Here is a 17,189-nt window from a genome sequence, read left to right on the forward strand (position 1 = left end):
CATGGGTTGTTGAGGCTTCAAAGAGTGCAACGAAATGTTTGACACTACCATGATTCCGACCGAGCATTGTTGGCCGGTCACAGGCCTCTATGCCGGTTTGCAGCGGAACCATTAAATGAATTACTCACGGACTAGTAATGCGAGCGGCCAGCGGCACAGAATATCGGCTAATGCCAGCCCTGGGCCGGTCGGATGATTGGCAGTGTTCAGATGTTCGCCGGTAAACAGATTGTAGTAACGGGTGCCGGGAGCAACCTCCGGTAGTGGTAGCCACGTTTCGCCCCATAGATCACCGACTGGTGGGATTTCACGACCACCGCTGAGGCGAGCAGTCAGCCGAGGAGCGACGACTACGACTTCCCCGGCTGTTGGATGCCGGCGGGCAAAGGCGATCACGTGTGCAGCGGCTATGCCATTGGCGTACAATGGCAGGTATGCACCAGACATGAAGAGTTCGGGGCGTTCACGGCGGAACTCAAGCGTCGTTGCTATTGTGTAGAGCTTGATCCGCCCGTCAGCGGCTGTGGTCAGTAGCTCGGCCGCTAATGCAGCGGTATCACACATTGCCCGCCGCTGACGTAACTCTTTCAGGAGCTGTGCCCGTTGCCGGAAATCAACCGGTCGCCGATTATCAGGATCGACCAGGCTGAAATCCCATAGCTCGCAACCCTGATATAGATCGGGTACGCCGGGGGTGGTCATTCGTACCAGCGTTTGGGTCAGGCTGTTAAACCTGCCAAAAAAGGCGATTCGATTAGCAAATGCGTCGAGGCTTTCAAGGAAGCGCCGCGAACGACGGGGATCAAGAATGCCGGTGACAAACCGTTGAACAGCAGCATCGTACTCGACGTTTGGATTGATCCAGCTTGTGTTGACTTTCGCCTCACGGGTGGCTTTTTCCATGTACGTCGCTATCCGTTTGGTAAAGTCGGTTAGATGTTCCATGCCCTCCCAAGTGCCAACCAGTGTCTGATAAAGGAGATATTCATCGTTCCGACTCGGTGCAGTGCCTCCCTCAATTGTGCTTCGTTTGGCATTGTTGAGGCGGCTCCAACGGATGATATGCCGTCGCCACTCGTCAGGTAGCTCGCTCAGTACGCTGATGCGCGCACGGACATCTTCACTCCGTTTGGTATCGTGAGTCGAGGTAGTTACCATACTGTGCGGCCAGCGTTGCAGGCGTTCCTGGGCTGCCTGGTGTAGTTCGGCGACATCACAACCAAAGAGTTCTGGATGCCCGCCCACCTCATTGAGGGCTACCAGACGGTTGTAGACATAAAATGCGGTATCCTCCACTCCTTTTGCCATCACCGGCCCGCTGAGCTGCTGAAACTTCATAACGAACCGTAGGACCTCGGCATGGGCTTCAGGGGCAAAGTGATGCAGATTCCGCAGGAGCAATGTCTCTTCGAGAAAATCGAAGAGCTGCGCCGCAGTGCGCGGATTACGCCGTTTGGCCTCGTGCACCGCATGGCGAATTGCCTGTTCATCGCGCTCTCTGACAACGCCATCCGTGCTGATGTACGTTCGATAAACCGGCATCGCCGCAATCACTTCACGGATGGCAAAGGTTAGGCTGTTGAGCGTGAAATCGCGATAACGACGTGTGTGTTCGCAGAGCCGATCTAGTAAATGGCTAAGGGTGTTAACTTCACTGGCCAGCGAGACCAGCATGATCTCTTTCTTCTTGCTGTTGACCAGGTTGGCGAAGGTTGGCTGTGGTCCAACAAACTGGGTATAGAGGCGATTAAATGCGCGCTGACTGCTGCGATCAATCAATACGCCACCGATCTGATTGAGAAAATCATAACCGGTCGTGCCGGCGACTGCCCAATCAGACGGCAGTTGTTCGCCATGGCTCAGGATTTTCTCGGCTACCACGTAGAGCGGCCAGCGACGCTCTCCCCGTTCAGCTTGTGCGAGGCGTTGCCGAATTTGTTCATCTAAATCGGGTGGCGCACTACCACCAAAGCGAATTGCGGCGACGTAGCGTAGATAGCTCTCTTGCAATTGGCGAAAGTACGCTGCGGGTTGCCACAAACCATCGGGGTGATCGATCCGAGCACCGGTAGCAATGCCTTCTGCCAGTAAGCGGAGAGACAAATCGTGGGTGGTTTGCAGCACTTCGGGCAATTCGACCCGAATCGCAGCCAGATCGTTGATGTCGAAGAAGCGTCGGTAGTTGATCTCCTCAGTGGCTACTCGCCAGAATGCCAGTCGATACGATTGACGAGCGATCAGGGCATCGAGCAGGTCGAAACTACGGGGATCGGAAGGATTGCCGTTATAATCGGCCAGTGCGCGCTCGATCATACGTCGTACCGGCTCGCTGGTAGACATCAGCGTTGCGATACGACGTTTCACAACTTCTTTTTCGCGATTACGCTCGATCACGCGCTCAGGTGTCGTTTCGTGACGCGACGGTAAGTAACCGATGGCGGTGATGATGCTCTGTAACTCGATTGCGTCGGGATGATCCGTTCCCAGCTCATTCAACAGATCATCGAGGCGATGGGCAAGAATGTCAGCGTAGCTCCGTGGATTAAGGGGGAAGCGATGTTCCCAGTAACCGAGACTAAAGCCACCATCATCGTCGTAGTATAACCGTAACTCGCCGCGTTCGAGAATCACGCCGTACTGATCGCCGAGTACCGGTAGCAAGACTTTCCCGTGCAATTCAGGTGGTACCGGTTCCCAGTCAATATCGAAGTAAGGAGCATAGATCGAGCTTGGCCCATTTTCCAGGACATCGCGCCACCAGACATTTCGTGGATCGCCGATTCCCATGTGGTTGGGAACAATATCGAGGATCAGGCCCAACTGATGGGCACGTAGCGCAGCGACAAGACGGTCAAACGCTTCCTGCCCACCTAATTCAGGATTGAGTTGAGAGTGATCGGTTATATCGTAGCCGTGACGGCTACCGGTACGTGGTGTGAGAATGGGTGAAAAGTAGAGATCGCTTATGCCGAGATCGGCAAAATAGGGCACGAATGTAGCAACGTCCGCAAAAGTGAAATCGGCGTTAAGCTGTAATCGGTACGTAGCGCGTGGAATGTGTGGGTCTGTATCTCTCATGGTGCTCCTGGTGGCAGGCGAAATCGTAATTTGACGCCCAACGCCCGGAACAGGCGTAGCCATGTATGGGCATCAGCATACCCTTCACCTGCCTCTGCGTTCATCTGCGGATACACTGTTTGTAATAGTGCGTAGTACGTATTTTGAGCGTGCCAGACATCAACCTCAAAAGGTAATGTCCGTGCCAGACCAACAGCAGCATCAAGCTGACTTAAGAGATTCCGGTCGCCGGGTGTGCGCTGGAATCGTTCACCAATCGAGCGGATAGTACGCGAGAGGGCATAGCTCAAGCCAGCACTATCGAGCGTTACTCCCGAACGTTGTGCTTCGCGAAGCAGACTGTTGATCCGATCGAAATCGAGCGGTTCGCTCTCGAAGAGGCGACGAAGTTCGGTGTTGATGGCAAATTCAGCAGCGATTTGAAACTCACGCGGTACTGGCATCCCCATGCTGGCCAGAAAGCGCATCAGCGGCGCATGGTTTTCATAAATCTGGCGATAGGCTGCCTCGGCTTCCGCCAGACTCGACGTGAGGATGCGTTGCAGGATTTGACGCTGCTCATCACCGAACAATAGCTTGAGCGAATACTGTTCCTGACCAAAATTCCGATCAACCATTCGGATCACGCCGGGAATATCAGCGCGCAGAAAGAGTTCGCTCAGCTCTTCAACTAATTGGCGATACGATGCTTCACCTTGATATTCTCGGACACCGCCCGAAATGTTGTGATCGCCCAGATGTAAGACGCCGAAACTGAGCCGTGTTGAATCGCCGGTGATCGTTGACTGGATACGAATTCGACCCAGGGCCAGCCGTGATTTTCCGGCTAACAACAGGTGATAATCTTCGCGATCAACCGTATAGGCGTAGATCTGTTCGCGTTCGCTGACGCCGTTGAAGAGTGTTTTCATGGCGTAGTGTGCACCTACTTTGCGAAGATTAACCATCGCCGGACGCACGTGACGTTCGTAGAGATCACGGCCATTGCCACGGGCCGGTATGTTACTACGGGCCTGCGCGAGTCGGTCGAGAAATGCCGGCTCAACATCTTCACCAAATAACTCGTGCGCCAGTTGGATGGCACGACCGGCGTACATCATAATCTGGATCGTTTCGATTCCACTCAGATCGTCGAAAAACCAGCCACAGGAGGTATACATCAGCATCAGGTGACGCTGCAATTCCATCAACTTCAATACGGCAATACGCTGGTCTTCATCGAGCCGGCCACGTCCGTGACGCCCGATAAATGCGGCCACATTCTCTGGCGAGCGATCCAGGATCACGTTGATGTAGTCGTCGCGCGCTGCCCACGGATCGAGGAGGAGGCGGCGGGCAAAGCCCTCGAAGCGTGGTGCAAGCGTATCACGTAACCAGTCGAGGGCTTGTCGTAGCGGAGCACGCCAGGCCTGGTTCCAACCCGGATTACCGCCGGTATTACAGCCACAATCGCTCATCCAGCGTCCAACACCGTGCGCGCAACTCCACGAGGTCCGTTCAATAATCTGTACTTCATGCGTTGGTCGATACTGCTGTAAATATGCGGCATAATTGGTCAGTTTCGCCAGCTTGGTCTCTTCGATATAATGCAGTGCATACGCCAGCGCCATATCACCATGACGATGGTGATGACCGTAGGTTTCGCCATCGGTTGCGATATGCGCCAGTTGTGGCCATGGTCGCTGATCATTGAAGATACCGGCCAGCCGATTGGCAAAACCAACCCCGCTGCTCAACAGGCGCTCGAATGCGACGGCACGCGCCACCGGGCCATCGTAGAAGAAGACCGTAATCGATCTCCCTTCCGGTAACTTCACCAGATACGGCTGAGTCGGGTCGATCCTCCCCCCACTCACGTCATGCCAGATCATTTCCCCGATTTTGCGCACATGACTGGCCTGGGTTGGTGCCAGAATCGTAAAGCGAATGCCGTGAGCGGCCATAATGTCGAGGGTTTCCAGATCAACAGCCGTTTCGGGGAGCCACATTCCTTCAGGATGACGGCCAAACCGATACTTGAAGTCTTGAATCCCCCAGACGACTTGCGTTACCTTGTCACGCCGTGAGGCCAGCGGCATAATGATATGGTTGTAACACTGAGCCATCGCCGAACCAGCTCCGAAATAGTGCTGACTCTCGCGGTCGGCGGTTAAGATGGCCTGATATACCTCTGGTGCATGCTCTTCCAGCCACGTCAGTAGCGTTGGGCCAAAATTGAAGCTGATCCGACTATAGTTATTCACAATCCGCACAATCTGGTTCTGGCTATCCAGAATGCGTGAAGCTGCATTTTGTTCGTAGCACTCGGCGGTAATGCGCTCGTTCCAATCGTGATAGGGGTATGCCGAGTCTTGCTGTTCAATCGCTTCTAACCACGGATTTTCACGCGGTGGTTGATAAAAATGGCCGTGAATGCAAATCAGCCGCTCGGCCATACAACAACTCCATATTTGTACAGACGACTATTCCTTATGAAGTCGCTGTTAACAGTACGGCACTATAGCCAGCACAGGTGACGGTCGTTCCGTTGAGGGTTGCAAATGCCGGATCAGCACTGTCGAGCCGGATATGCCATCCGCCGCCAGGAAGATCAATCTGATCCGGATCAGGGCCAAAATTGAGTATCAAACAGATTGAAGGCCATTCTACCACGATTACCCGACTCTGTATCCTGGTACGCGGCCGTTGCCGCAAGCCGGGTAGTGCCCGTCGCAGTGTTAACAGTTCGCGGTAGAAGGCTTGATGGGCTGCATGTCGCCCACTGGTACGTAAGGCCTGATTCAATTTCGAGCGCGCAAATGTTGCCGGGTCTTGCGGGTCGGGTACTTCCTGGCCTGGTGTCAGGAAACCGGCAAATTCTCGTTTTCTACCTTCACGTACACCGGCGATCAGTGCCGGATCGCTGTGATCGGTAAAATATTGGAATGGCGCTGTCTCGTTGTACTCTTCACCCATGAAGATTAACGGTGTATATGGACTGAGTAGCACAGTTGCCGCTGCCAGGCGTAGTTGCGCTTCGGTCAATGTCGCTCCCAGGCGGTCACCGAGTGCTCGATTCCCGACCTGATCGTGATTTTGCGCGAAGACAACAAACTGTTCAACTGCCAGATCGGCAGGATCACGGCCAAACCGACGGCGGGCATGGGGCGAATATTCGCCGGCAAAGACGAAGCTCCGCTCAAGCGCAGTCGCCATCTGTTCGATATTGCCGAAGCCTTCGTAGTAACCGCGCTTTTCGCCGGTCAGTACGGTGTGGAGTGCGTGGTGAAAATCATCTGACCAAATGCCGGTCAGGCCATACCCCCCGAGCGCCTTTGGGCGGGCGAAACGTGGATCGTTCAATGGGTGCTCGGCAAAGAGATACGCTGGACGCCCTAACCGTTGGGCCTGCGCCTGAACCTGATCGGCCAGCTCTTCGAGCACATGATAGGGCGATACATCAAAAATGGCGTGCGTTGCATCGAGACGCAATCCATCAATGTGGTATTCACGGAGCCATTCGAGCGCGTTTTCGATGATCAACCAGCGTACCAGATCACTCTCAGGGCCGTCGTAATTAATCGCCGCTCCCCACGGTGTCCGGTAGCGGTCGGTAAACGCCGGGGGTGCAATATCCCACAGATAGTTGCCTTCCGGGCCAAAATGGTTGTAGACCACATCGAGAAAGACGGCCAGACCGTGTGCGTGCGCAGCATCAACCAGGCGCTTTAGCCCCCTTACGCCGCCGTAGGTAGTGTGTGGTGCGTACAGATACACCCCATCGTATCCCCAATTACGCACGCCGGGAAAGTGTGCGACCGGCATGAGTTCAATCGCTGTAATTCCTAGATCGCGCAGTAACGGCAGGTAGGGGATGATCGCCTCAAAGGTTCCTTCTGGGGTGAAGGTACCGACATGAAGTTCGTAAATGACCAGATCGGCAAGCGCAACGCCTTGCCACCCTTCATCGTGCCAGACGAAGTGATGATCGATCACTGCCGACGGGCCATGGACGCCTTCGGGCTGACAGCGCGAGGCCGGATCGGGCCGCTCACGGCTACCATCAAGTCGATAACGGTACCGTGTGTCCGGTGGAGCAGTTGTGACGACGTGCCAGCAATCATAGCCAATCGGCTGCATCGGGATCGTTTGGAACGTCGGATCGAGGAGCACCAGTTCTACTCGATCCGCAGATGGTGCCCACAAGGTAAAAGCCGTTGTACCATCGGCACGGTAGATCGCACCGGGTAAGGGAAGATGAAACATTGGCGTCTCCCTTTGTCGATCTGTTGACGGTGCATTGCGCTACTCCGTAGTAAAGGGGCGGGGCCAACCCACCCCGGATACTACTTAAACCAACGTTGCACCGGTAAGAGACACGCTCTGTGTGTGGTTACGAGACCCCTTTGCGCGGTTCTCTATCCACTGTATTTTAAGAACAATGCTCCCAGCGGCGGCAAACGCAACCGTAACGAAAATTCCCGTCCATGGCTCGGAACCACTTCGGCCATCACGCCGCCGGCATTCCCCTGACCACTCCCCCAATAGTACTCAGAGTCGCTGTTCAGGAGTTCACGCCACCAACCACCGAACGGCACCCCAATCCGATAATCTTCACGAACGACTGGTGTAGCGTTGAGAACGATCAGAATGTGTTCACCCGAACGGCTCTTGCGCAAGAAGCTGTAAACACTGGAGTCGGCATCATTGGCATCGACCCATTCAAAACCGCGTGGATCACAATCTAGCTCGTGCAGTGCCGGCTCGGTGCGGTAAAGGCGGTTGAGATCGCTGATCAAACGCTGCACTCCCTGATGCGAAGGGAACATCAGTAAATGCCAGTCGAGACTAGTATCGTGCGACCATTCCCGCCATTGTCCGAACTCACCACCCATAAAGAGCAATTTTTTGCCAGGCTGAGCGAACATGTAACTGTATAGCAAGCGCAAATTGGCAAACTTTTGCCAGACATCACCCGCCATTTTATCAAGCAGCGATCCCTTGCCGTGCACCACCTCGTCGTGTGAAAGGGGCAGCACGTAGTTTTCGCTGAACATATAGAGACCACGGAAGGTTAGCTCGTTGTGGTGAAAGCGACGATAAATCGGATCGCGGCGGAAATACTGAAGCGTATCGTGCATCCAGCCCATATCCCACTTGAAACCGAACCCTAACCCACCGACATAGACCGGACGTGAAACCATCGGCCAGGCAGTGCTCTCTTCGGCAAATGTCTGCACATCAGGATAATATTTGTAGATTTGGGTGTTCAACTCGCGCAGGAAGCTAATGGCCTCTAGATTTTCATTTCCACCATATTCGTTCGGAATCCACTCGCCGGGGCGACGTGAGTAGTCAAGGTAGAGCATACTTGCTACGGCATCAACCCGCAGCCCATCGATGTGAAACTTATCGAGCCAGCAAATGGCCGAACTGATCAGGAAGCTGCGTACTTCGTTCCGACCGTAGTTGTAAATGTAGCTCCCCCAATCGGGATGATACCCCTTGCGTGGATCGGCATGTTCGTACAGATGGGTGCCATCGAAATATGCCAGGCCGTGACCATCGGTGGGAAAATGGCTGGGTACCCAGTCGAGGATGATACCGATCCCGTGTTGATGCAGGTAATCTACAAAGTACATAAAATCTTGCGGTGTTCCGTAACGGCTGGTTGGCGCAAACATACCGGTTGATTGATACCCCCACGATCCGTAGAAGGGATGTTCGGTAACCGGCAACAATTCGACGTGGGTAAACCCACATTCCTTCACATGCTCAGCCAGCTCGTGGGCCAGTTCGCGATAATTGAGTGGACGATTGTCCTCTTCTGGCTTGCGCCGCCACGAACCGAGGTGCACCTCGTAGATAGAAATCGGGGCGTCAAACCGATGACGCCGACCGCGTTCACTCATCCACTGCTGATCCGACCAGGTGTAGTTGCGATCCCAGACGATAGCCGCCGTCTGCGGGGCTACTTCAAAGTAACTTCCGAAGGGATCGGTCTTGTCTTCACGGTAGCCGTAGTAGCGTGAAGCGATATGGAACTTATAGCGCATTCCTTTGCTGACGTGCGGGATAAAACCTTCCCATACACCCGAAAATCCACGCTGGCGCAGCGGATTGGCGCCGGCATCCCAGTTATTCCAATCGCCAATCACGGCCACGTATTCCGCATTGGGCGCCCACACCGCAAAATAGGTACCTGCAACGCCGTCAATCGTTACCGGTTGAGCGCCAAACTTATCGTACAGTCGGTAATGGGTTCCCTGATTGAACAGGTAGATGTCATCTTCACTGAGAATGCTGGTCATCATCGCTCGTGTTGCTGCTGAGGGTTCTTCACCGCCGGCCATCGGTGAGTCTGATGCGGTTGCAACCGTTGTCGGCACTGTATCCTCACCTGGTACCCGCTGTTTACGACGGGGTCGTTTTGGTTGTTCGGTATCACTCATCGCAAGCTCCTTGTAGATGTTCGGTAGTTCACCGTTGGCTCAGTAGTACGTACTGTCCACGGTTATTCTTCAATCTGGCGTAAGATACCGTTGATCGGGATCGGTAGCCAGTCAGGACGATTGTTCATTTCATAGTTCAGTTCGTAGATGGCTTTTTCGACCACAAACGTCTCAAGCAGGATTTCGAGATCGCCTGGATCGTTTGGAATAAAAGCTTCGTGAGCGGCAGTTGTCAAATATCCATCGAGAAAAGCGACACAAACCCAAAAGCTCCAGAAATCGGCCCAACGCTGTAGACGTTCAATTTCGTCAGGGTTGTTGAGCGTACCATCACGGGTGTAGAGAACAGCATACGCCGCATACTGGTATGAGCGCAACATACCGGCGACGTCGCGCAACGGCGAGCGCTTGATCCGTCGTTCACTGATCGGACGTAATGGCTCACCTTCAAAATCGATAATCATATAATCTTTACCGGTGAAGAGCACCTGTTCGAGATGGTAATCGCCGTGTATTCGTGTCCGGATCGTCTCTATTTTGTCGCCAGTGATACGTTGGAGCCTGGTCAGTAGCAGTTCTTCGCTCTGGATAATCCGCTCAGCCGCTGGTCGTACCGAAGCTGGGAGTGACGGCAGTAGTTTACGCAAGTCTTGAAAGGTGCGTCCGATCAAGCTGCGCACGCTTTGATAGATCGACCGTTGATACAGGGTAGAGAATGGTTCGGGCGCCATTGCCGGGCCGCTTCCTTTTGCCAATGCCTGGTGCATTTCAGCCGTGCGCTGACCGAGCAACCGTGCCGATTCGAGATAACCACCGATCAGCTCTTCGGCCAGCGCCGGAGGTTGCTGGCGAGCGGCAGTCAATAAACTGGCAACTCCTGTCTTGAGCAGCGGAGGCGTTATATCTGGCCGGGTCAGAACGGTATCGTAGTAGCGACGTACCACATCGAGCGCATAATCGAAGGCGTCACCCTCATTCTGCACATACCCTTGCACGATCGCCAGCGTCAGAGGTTCATCTTTTCCACGCAGGTATTCGATAAATCCGGCTACCGGTGGCGTGTGCGGGAAGCCCACCTCTTCGGTCAAAAAACGACCTAACTCTAAATCAGGATTACGTCCTGGCTCAATTTTGCGGAAGAGCTTCATTATCAATCGATTGCCGAAATTGATCGATGAATTGCTCTGCTCACCGCGTACTATATTCGGTTCAAGACCATCGCTGCCACTTAACAACTTCCGCAGGGCGCGTGTCGTGCCACCGACCACCTCCCCGCCCCGTTCACCGTGCAATCGGCGCCGTCCGATGGTCAATTCTAGCAGCGCAGACGCAAAGCGTCGTTCACCCAACGGATCGTAGAGAATACCGGCCTCGACACGGCGGCCAACACGCAAACGGGCGATCACCATGTGTCGTTGATCGGCCAGAATCTGATCGGCTCGCTCACCCTCAGCATAAGCCATCGGCAACATGTAGGTTTCCGGCCCACCTTCGACATACTGTACCTGCAAGAGGGTCAGATATGCCGGGCCGCCGGCATAGTCGAGACGGACAAACTCAGCGATATTGACCTGTTTGATCTTGCGCGTTTTCGCACCAAACCAGCGACGATAGCGGAGATAATCGGGTAAAACCTGCTCAAGTCGAGTCTGCCGACCATCGTAAAAGATGGCATCCCACTCGATCGCATCAACCGGGATTTCGACCAGCTCAGTTTCAGGCTGCGGCTGTGCCAATCGTACCCCTTCTACACGCTGTGGTACCAGGGTAAACCAATAGAAACTGTGGGGGCCGAGGGTAAAGAAATAGGGCTGATCACCAATCGGTGGGAATTCGACCTGACCAAACAACTCGACTAGCATCAGACCACGGTACGGCGAGAGATCAAGCTCGACCCCCTGCACAAATCGCGAGAGATTAAAGACGGCCAGTAAAATCTGGTCGGTCGTTTTGCGCAAGAAACAGAGCACTTTGCGGTTGTCGGGATAGAGAAATTCGAGGGTACCGCGTCCGAATGCGGCGTAACGTTTTCGCAATGCTATCAAGCGCTTCGTCCACCACAACAGCGAATGCTGATTAGCGCTTTGAGTTTCGACATTCACCGTTTCATAGTGGTACTCTGGGTCGGTAATAACCGGCAAGTACAATTGCTGAGGATTAGCCCGTGAAAAACCGGCATTGCGGTCGCCACTCCACTGCATTGGCGTGCGGACACCGTTGCGGTCACCGAGATAAATGTTATCGCCCATCCCGATTTCGTCGCCATAATAGATCACCGGTGTACCGGGGAGCGAAAAGAGCAACCCGTTCATCAGTTCAATTTTTCGGCGATGATTACCGAGTAACGGCGCCAACCGTCGTCGAATACCGAGGTTGATCCGGGCCTGCGGATCACGGGCGTACACACGGTACATATAGTCGCGTTCTTCATCGGTCACCATCTCGAGGGTAAGCTCGTCGTGGTTGCGGAGGAAGATCGCCCACTGGCAATTATCGGGAATAGGTGGCGTCTGCCGCATAATATCGATAATGGGGTAGCGATCCTCAAGATGTACCGACATAAAAAGGCGGGGCATCACCGGAAAGTGGAAGGCCATATGGCACTCATCGCCATCGCCAAAATAGGCCACTGCATCTTCCGGCCACTGGTTAGCTTCGGCCAGAAACATGCGCCCGTGATACTTTTCGTCCATGTGACGGCGTAACCGCTTGAGGAAGGCGTGGGTCGCTGGCAGGTTTTCACAGTTCGTACCCTCGGCCTCATAGAGATATGGGATCGCGTCGAGCCGCATGCCATCGACACCCAAATCGAGCCAGAACTCCATCGCCTTAAAAACAGCACGTTGCACTGCCGGATTTTCAAAATTAAGATCGGGCTGGTGACTGTAAAAACGGTGCCAGTAGTATGCCTGAGCGACTGGGTCCCATGTCCAGTTGCTGGTCTCAAAATCTTTGAAAATAATCCGCGCATCTTTATACCGGTCAGGTGTATCCGACCAGACGTAAAAGTTGCGCGCTGACGAACCAGGTTTTGCCCGGCGAGCACGTTGGAACCAGGGATGTTGGTCTGAGGTGTGGTTGCAGACCAGCTCGGTGATCACTCGTAGTCCACGACGGTGTGCTTCGCGGATAAACACTTTGAAGTCAGACAGCGTGCCGTAGTTAGGATGGATGTTGGTGTAATCGGCAATATCATAACCATCATCGCGGAGTGGCGAGGGGTAGAACGGCAGCAGCCAAATTGCCGTTACGCCGAGGTCTTGTAGATAATCGAGCTTGCTGGTCAGACCGGGAAAGTCTCCGATGCCATCACCGTTGCTATCGCAAAAAGCACGCACATGCAACTCGTAGATGATAGCATCTTTGTACCAAAGCGGATCATCAGCCAACAGGGTCGGCGTCTTGGCCGGACGAACACGGTTCATGCTACTCCCTCATCCAACATCATCAGGCGAAATACTCGAAGCCACGCTCGTCGCGGCGCAACCGACGAATGCAAAAGATATGCACCGGTGCAGCCGGACTTAATTCCACATAGTTAAATTCACCCGACCAGGGATACCGCGCATCGGACAACAGGTCATGGGCCTGGAAAACGCCGTTAAGATTCCATTCGGCCAGTGGTACCTGCACCCAACCGCGATGAGTGCGTTCAGGATCGAGGTTGACCACCACCAGAATAATGTCCTGCCCATCAGCCGAGGTCTTGCTATACGCCAGGAGCCACTCGTGTTCGTGAAAATCAATATCAACCCGATGGAAGCGTAGCGTATCATTGCGCTGTAACGCCGGATGCTCGCGGCGGATGCGATTGAGTTGCGCAATGTAGTGACGCAGGCTGTGGGGTGCATTGAGGTTCCAGTGCCGAATTTCGTACTTTTCGTTGTCGATATACTCTTCTCGTCCGGCAACCGGCACGTGTTCCATCAGCTCGTATGCCGGGCCATATATTCCCCAGCTTGCGGTGAGGGTAGCTGCCATCGCGGCGCGGGTCATAAACACCGACCGTTGACCGGCATAGAATTGAGGGGTTAGGATGTCAGGCGTATTCGGCCAGAAATTCGGGATGAAGAAATCGCTGACCGGGCGCGAATTGAGTTCCAGCAGATAACTGGTTAGTTCGTGTTTGGTGGTGCGCCACGTGTAGTAGGTATAACTCTGGGTAAAGCCAATCTTTGCCAGATGGTACATCACTTTCGGGCGGGTAAACGCTTCTGAGAGGAAGATCAGATCGGGATAGTTGCTCTTCAACGAATTGAGGCACCAGTCCCAGAAGCGGAAGTTCTTGGTATGGGGGTTGTCTACGCGGAAGATGCGTACCCCTTGCTCAATCCAAAATTCAAAAATGCGGTGTAGCTCTTGCCACAACCCCTGCCAGTCTTCTGATTCAAAATCGAAGGGGTAGATGTCCTGATACTTCTTCGGTGGATTCTCAGCGTACTGGATCGTGCCATCTGGCCGGGCGCGGAACCATTCGGGATGTTCACGCACATACGGGTGATCGGGTGAGCACTGAAACGCGATGTCAAGGGCGATCTCGATCCCATATTTCTGCGCTTCAGTTACCAGCGTGCGAAAATCTTCCAGGGTTCCCAATTCAGGATGGACGCTCATATGGCCGCCATCAGCATTGCCAATGGCCCAGGGGCTGCCCGGATCATTCGGTCCGGCGGTGAGGCTATTGTTCTTCCCCTTGCGGAAGGTATAACCAATTGGATGAATCGGCGGCAGGTAGAGCACATCAAAACCGAGTTCAGCGATGTACGGCAACCGCTTGATGACATCACGGAACGTACCATGCCGTCCCTGTTCATCGGCTGTCGAACGCGGGAATAGCTCGTACCAGGCCGAAAAGCGTGCTCGCTCACGCTCTACCGTTATCGGGTAGATTTCCGATTCGGTCGCGAAACGGCGTGGTAAATGAACGGCCATGAGCGAGTGAATCTCACCGGCAAATGCTGTATCAATGTCACCGGCCATCAAGGCGGCTTCAGCCACGTGTAAGACGGCTGCATCGGCGCCGCTTGCGTGCCGCGCTGCTTCACCGACCAGCATTGCACCAATTTGCAAATCAACTCGGACATCCTGACCGGCAGCCAGTCGTTTTTCTAGTTGGTGAACCCAGGTTGCAAACCGATCAATCCAGGCCACAATTTGAAACTCATGCCGACCAATGCTGGTCAGGGTAAACTGACCCTCCCAGCGGTCATTGACCAGCATACGCATCGGTGCTTCGTGCCAGCTTTTAGAACCTACTGGGCGATGGCGGACAACTGCTGCCACCTCATCATGACCGTCGGCAAAGAGATCGCAACTCACGGTAAGAGTATCACCAATAATCCGCTTCACCGGATAACGTCCACCATCAATAATTGGTTCAACCGCCTCGATAATAACCCGGCGCCGTCCTTCACCGATGGCAGCTAGATCGAGCCTGGTTTTCGTGGCCGTGCGGCGAGTGCGCGTGCGTGACTCTTTGACGGTCATGAAAGGCATCCTCCTCAACCTGATAAGCACTGTTCGAGAGTAATCAGGCGTTTGACACAACAAATCAATCCACACCAGTGCACAACCGATGACGGTGCATCCGGTGTATATGACAATGTTCAGTAGATTCCGCAATCTTGATTGTACGTTGCTCAACCGGATGTGTCAAACTGGTTGCATGCGGTACTGATGGTGGAGCGGGTGGTGGGTGTCTATCACCAGGAACGGGCGCAGCACCGCTGCGCCCTTGCCATATCGTGTTCATCACAGATTCACAGTGGCACGTGCGGTACCGGCCCGTTGCGAACGCGCAATGACCGTAACGCTGCTCCCGGCAGGGGCGCGTATAGTCCAGGTCAAGCGTCGCAAATGGTCGGTCGGGAAACTTCCGCCCCACAAAGCGCGTTTATTGGCCCGTCCTTCAAGTTGACCGATCTCCTGGCGACGTTCGCCGCTCACGATCTCGCCACCCGCTGGGAGTGACACTTCCACCTCGATAGGCTGGACGGCTTTCACTTCCAACGCCTTGCGGCTACCGTAGGTCGGGAGGTAGCCACTGTTTACCACAACTGCCTGTAAACGGTAGAGATCGCCACCGAGCGCTTCGGCTTGCACATGGCGTAATTCGAGGCGTGGCCCAGTTTGGGCGAAGGCGAGGACAAAACGTGTATTCGGCTCTAGGGTTCGCAGCAAGAACTGCTCTGGCGGATTGCCAAAGGTTCGCCGTTCGATCCATCCGCCGATCTCAACCGGCCCTAGTTGTGGATGATTAAACGGACGCCAATTGACAAAACCAGCTCCACCGAGTTGCTCATCGTTCCAACGCAGCAATTTCAAATCATCCTCTTCTGGATGATCGCGGAACCACTCAATGAAGTCGCGATCTTTGATCCCTGCCTCGCCGATCATATCCCAGAGTTCGACCGTAAAGGCAAAGATACCGAGCTGTTCATAGGCCCAATCATCAAATGCACCGCGCATCACTTCACGCGGGTGATAGCGAAATCCGTGATAGACGGAAACGTGTTTGTAGCCGGTGATCTCCTGACCACGATTCCCCAACTCTTTGTATGTCCACAGATCGTCAATAGGCATCTGATCGTCAGGCTTGTCAGAATAAGGGCGTAGAATAGCGCCAGAGTAGGTGTGATACGAGATAGCGCCACTGACGTTCACATGTGAGGTGAGAAATGCAACAGCAGCGCGAATTTCGGGTTCTGAGGTCGGGAAAGGACCGGCCCCCGGTTGAATACCCTCAGGCGCCCAGATGTAGGGAAAATTGCGGTTGAAGTCCAATCCTTGCGCCGGTGGTGCAATCTTGACCTCGTAGCCATCGAAATTGCGGATCAATCCCTCAGTGTATACGCGATAATAGGTTCCACCACGTTCATCGGGAGCACGACGGCGCATCAGCCGCGGATCACGCTCGCTTACCTTCCATCCGCCGTCAGGATCAACAACCCGCATCTGTAAAATTAAACCGTCACCATCGATGTCGGCTGGATACAGACCATCACGCTCGTCGGTGAATGGGTAGCGACGGGTTCCCGAACGAACGTAGACCGGTGAAGTCAGTGCCTGTTCCATACCGTCAGGATTGAGACAAGGGACAATGTACAGGGCACGTTCGTCGAGCAAGGCGGTAAGGTTGGGATCATGCCCATATCCCGTCAGGACGGTTTGGATTACGTGGAGTGCGCCCATGCAGCCGGTCACTTCGGTGGCGTGAATGTTGGCGTCAAGCCAGAATGCCGGTTTCTCGTCGTCGGGTCCGGTTGCCCAATTGGTCAGGGTCATCAACCAGATCGGGCGGCCTTCATAGCTGGTGCCAATGCTTTGTAATGAACACAGATTAGGATACTCCTCGGCCCAGGCTTTCAACGCGGCTTCGACTTCGTGTGGACGGTAGTAGCGGGTGAAATCAATGTTGGGCATAGACGAATCCTTGCTTGATCAAACATTCTTCACCCTAATAGTACCATGAAATGGCTATCCCATGCACAACCGACAGAGTATGGTATACTGCTGCTAATAACTGCAAACCAGGCTCCGTATTGCATCTCCTATTCGATCTCCGCTTCCTCCCACCTCTGGGGCACGGAAGGGTTTGAGGGATGATAATGGTCAGTCATACTGAGAGCATGATCAAATCCGGCTTTCGATGAGGCTCGACAATGGTATGTCATAGAGTGT

Annotated in this window: 7 protein-coding genes; all 7 read right to left on the minus strand. The window is 54.1% G+C overall.

The features are described from left to right. Positions 1–120: 120 nt before the first annotated feature. The 7 genes from JE47_RS0102735 to JE47_RS0102765 all read right to left on the minus strand — a co-directional run bounded on the left by JE47_RS0102735 (position 121) and on the right by JE47_RS0102765 (position 16,931). On the minus strand, positions 121–3,078 hold the full coding sequence (locus tag JE47_RS0102735) for a malto-oligosyltrehalose synthase (RefSeq protein WP_031458280.1): 2,958 nt from the start codon (positions 3,076–3,078) through the stop codon (positions 121–123). Continuing rightward, positions 3,075–5,513 carry a DUF3536 domain-containing protein gene (locus tag JE47_RS0102740; RefSeq protein ID WP_031458281.1) on the minus strand — a complete coding sequence of 813 codons (2,439 nt, stop codon included), beginning with the start codon at positions 5,511–5,513 and terminating at the stop codon, positions 3,075–3,077. The genes JE47_RS0102735 and JE47_RS0102740 overlap by 4 nt, the downstream gene beginning before the upstream one ends. 34 nt (positions 5,514–5,547) lie before the next feature. Beyond that, positions 5,548–7,323 (minus strand): malto-oligosyltrehalose trehalohydrolase, encoded by a 1,776-nt coding sequence (gene treZ, locus JE47_RS0102745; protein WP_031458282.1) that lies wholly within the window; start codon positions 7,321–7,323, stop codon positions 5,548–5,550. A gap of 152 nt (positions 7,324–7,475) precedes the next feature. Then, positions 7,476–9,509, minus strand: a complete 2,034-nt coding sequence (gene glgB, locus JE47_RS0102750) for a 1,4-alpha-glucan branching protein GlgB (RefSeq protein WP_031458283.1) — start codon at positions 9,507–9,509, stop codon at positions 7,476–7,478. Positions 9,510–9,571: 62 nt separating this feature from the next. Next, positions 9,572–12,934, minus strand: a complete 3,363-nt coding sequence (gene treS / locus JE47_RS0102755; RefSeq protein ID WP_031458284.1) for a maltose alpha-D-glucosyltransferase — start codon at positions 12,932–12,934, stop codon at positions 9,572–9,574. Positions 12,935–12,956: 22 nt separating this feature from the next. Beyond that, positions 12,957–14,996, minus strand: coding sequence for an alpha-1,4-glucan--maltose-1-phosphate maltosyltransferase (locus tag JE47_RS0102760; RefSeq protein ID WP_031458285.1), 2,040 nt, complete (start codon positions 14,994–14,996; stop codon positions 12,957–12,959). Positions 14,997–15,260: 264 nt separating this feature from the next. Beyond that, positions 15,261–16,931: a M14 family metallopeptidase gene (locus JE47_RS0102765; protein ID WP_031458286.1), complete on the minus strand. Its 1,671-nt coding sequence runs from the start codon at positions 16,929–16,931 to the stop codon at positions 15,261–15,263. Positions 16,932–17,189 lie beyond the last annotated feature (258 nt).

This window comes from Chloroflexus sp. MS-G (assembly GCF_000735195.1).
Lineage (GTDB): Bacteria > Chloroflexota > Chloroflexia > Chloroflexales > Chloroflexaceae > Chloroflexus.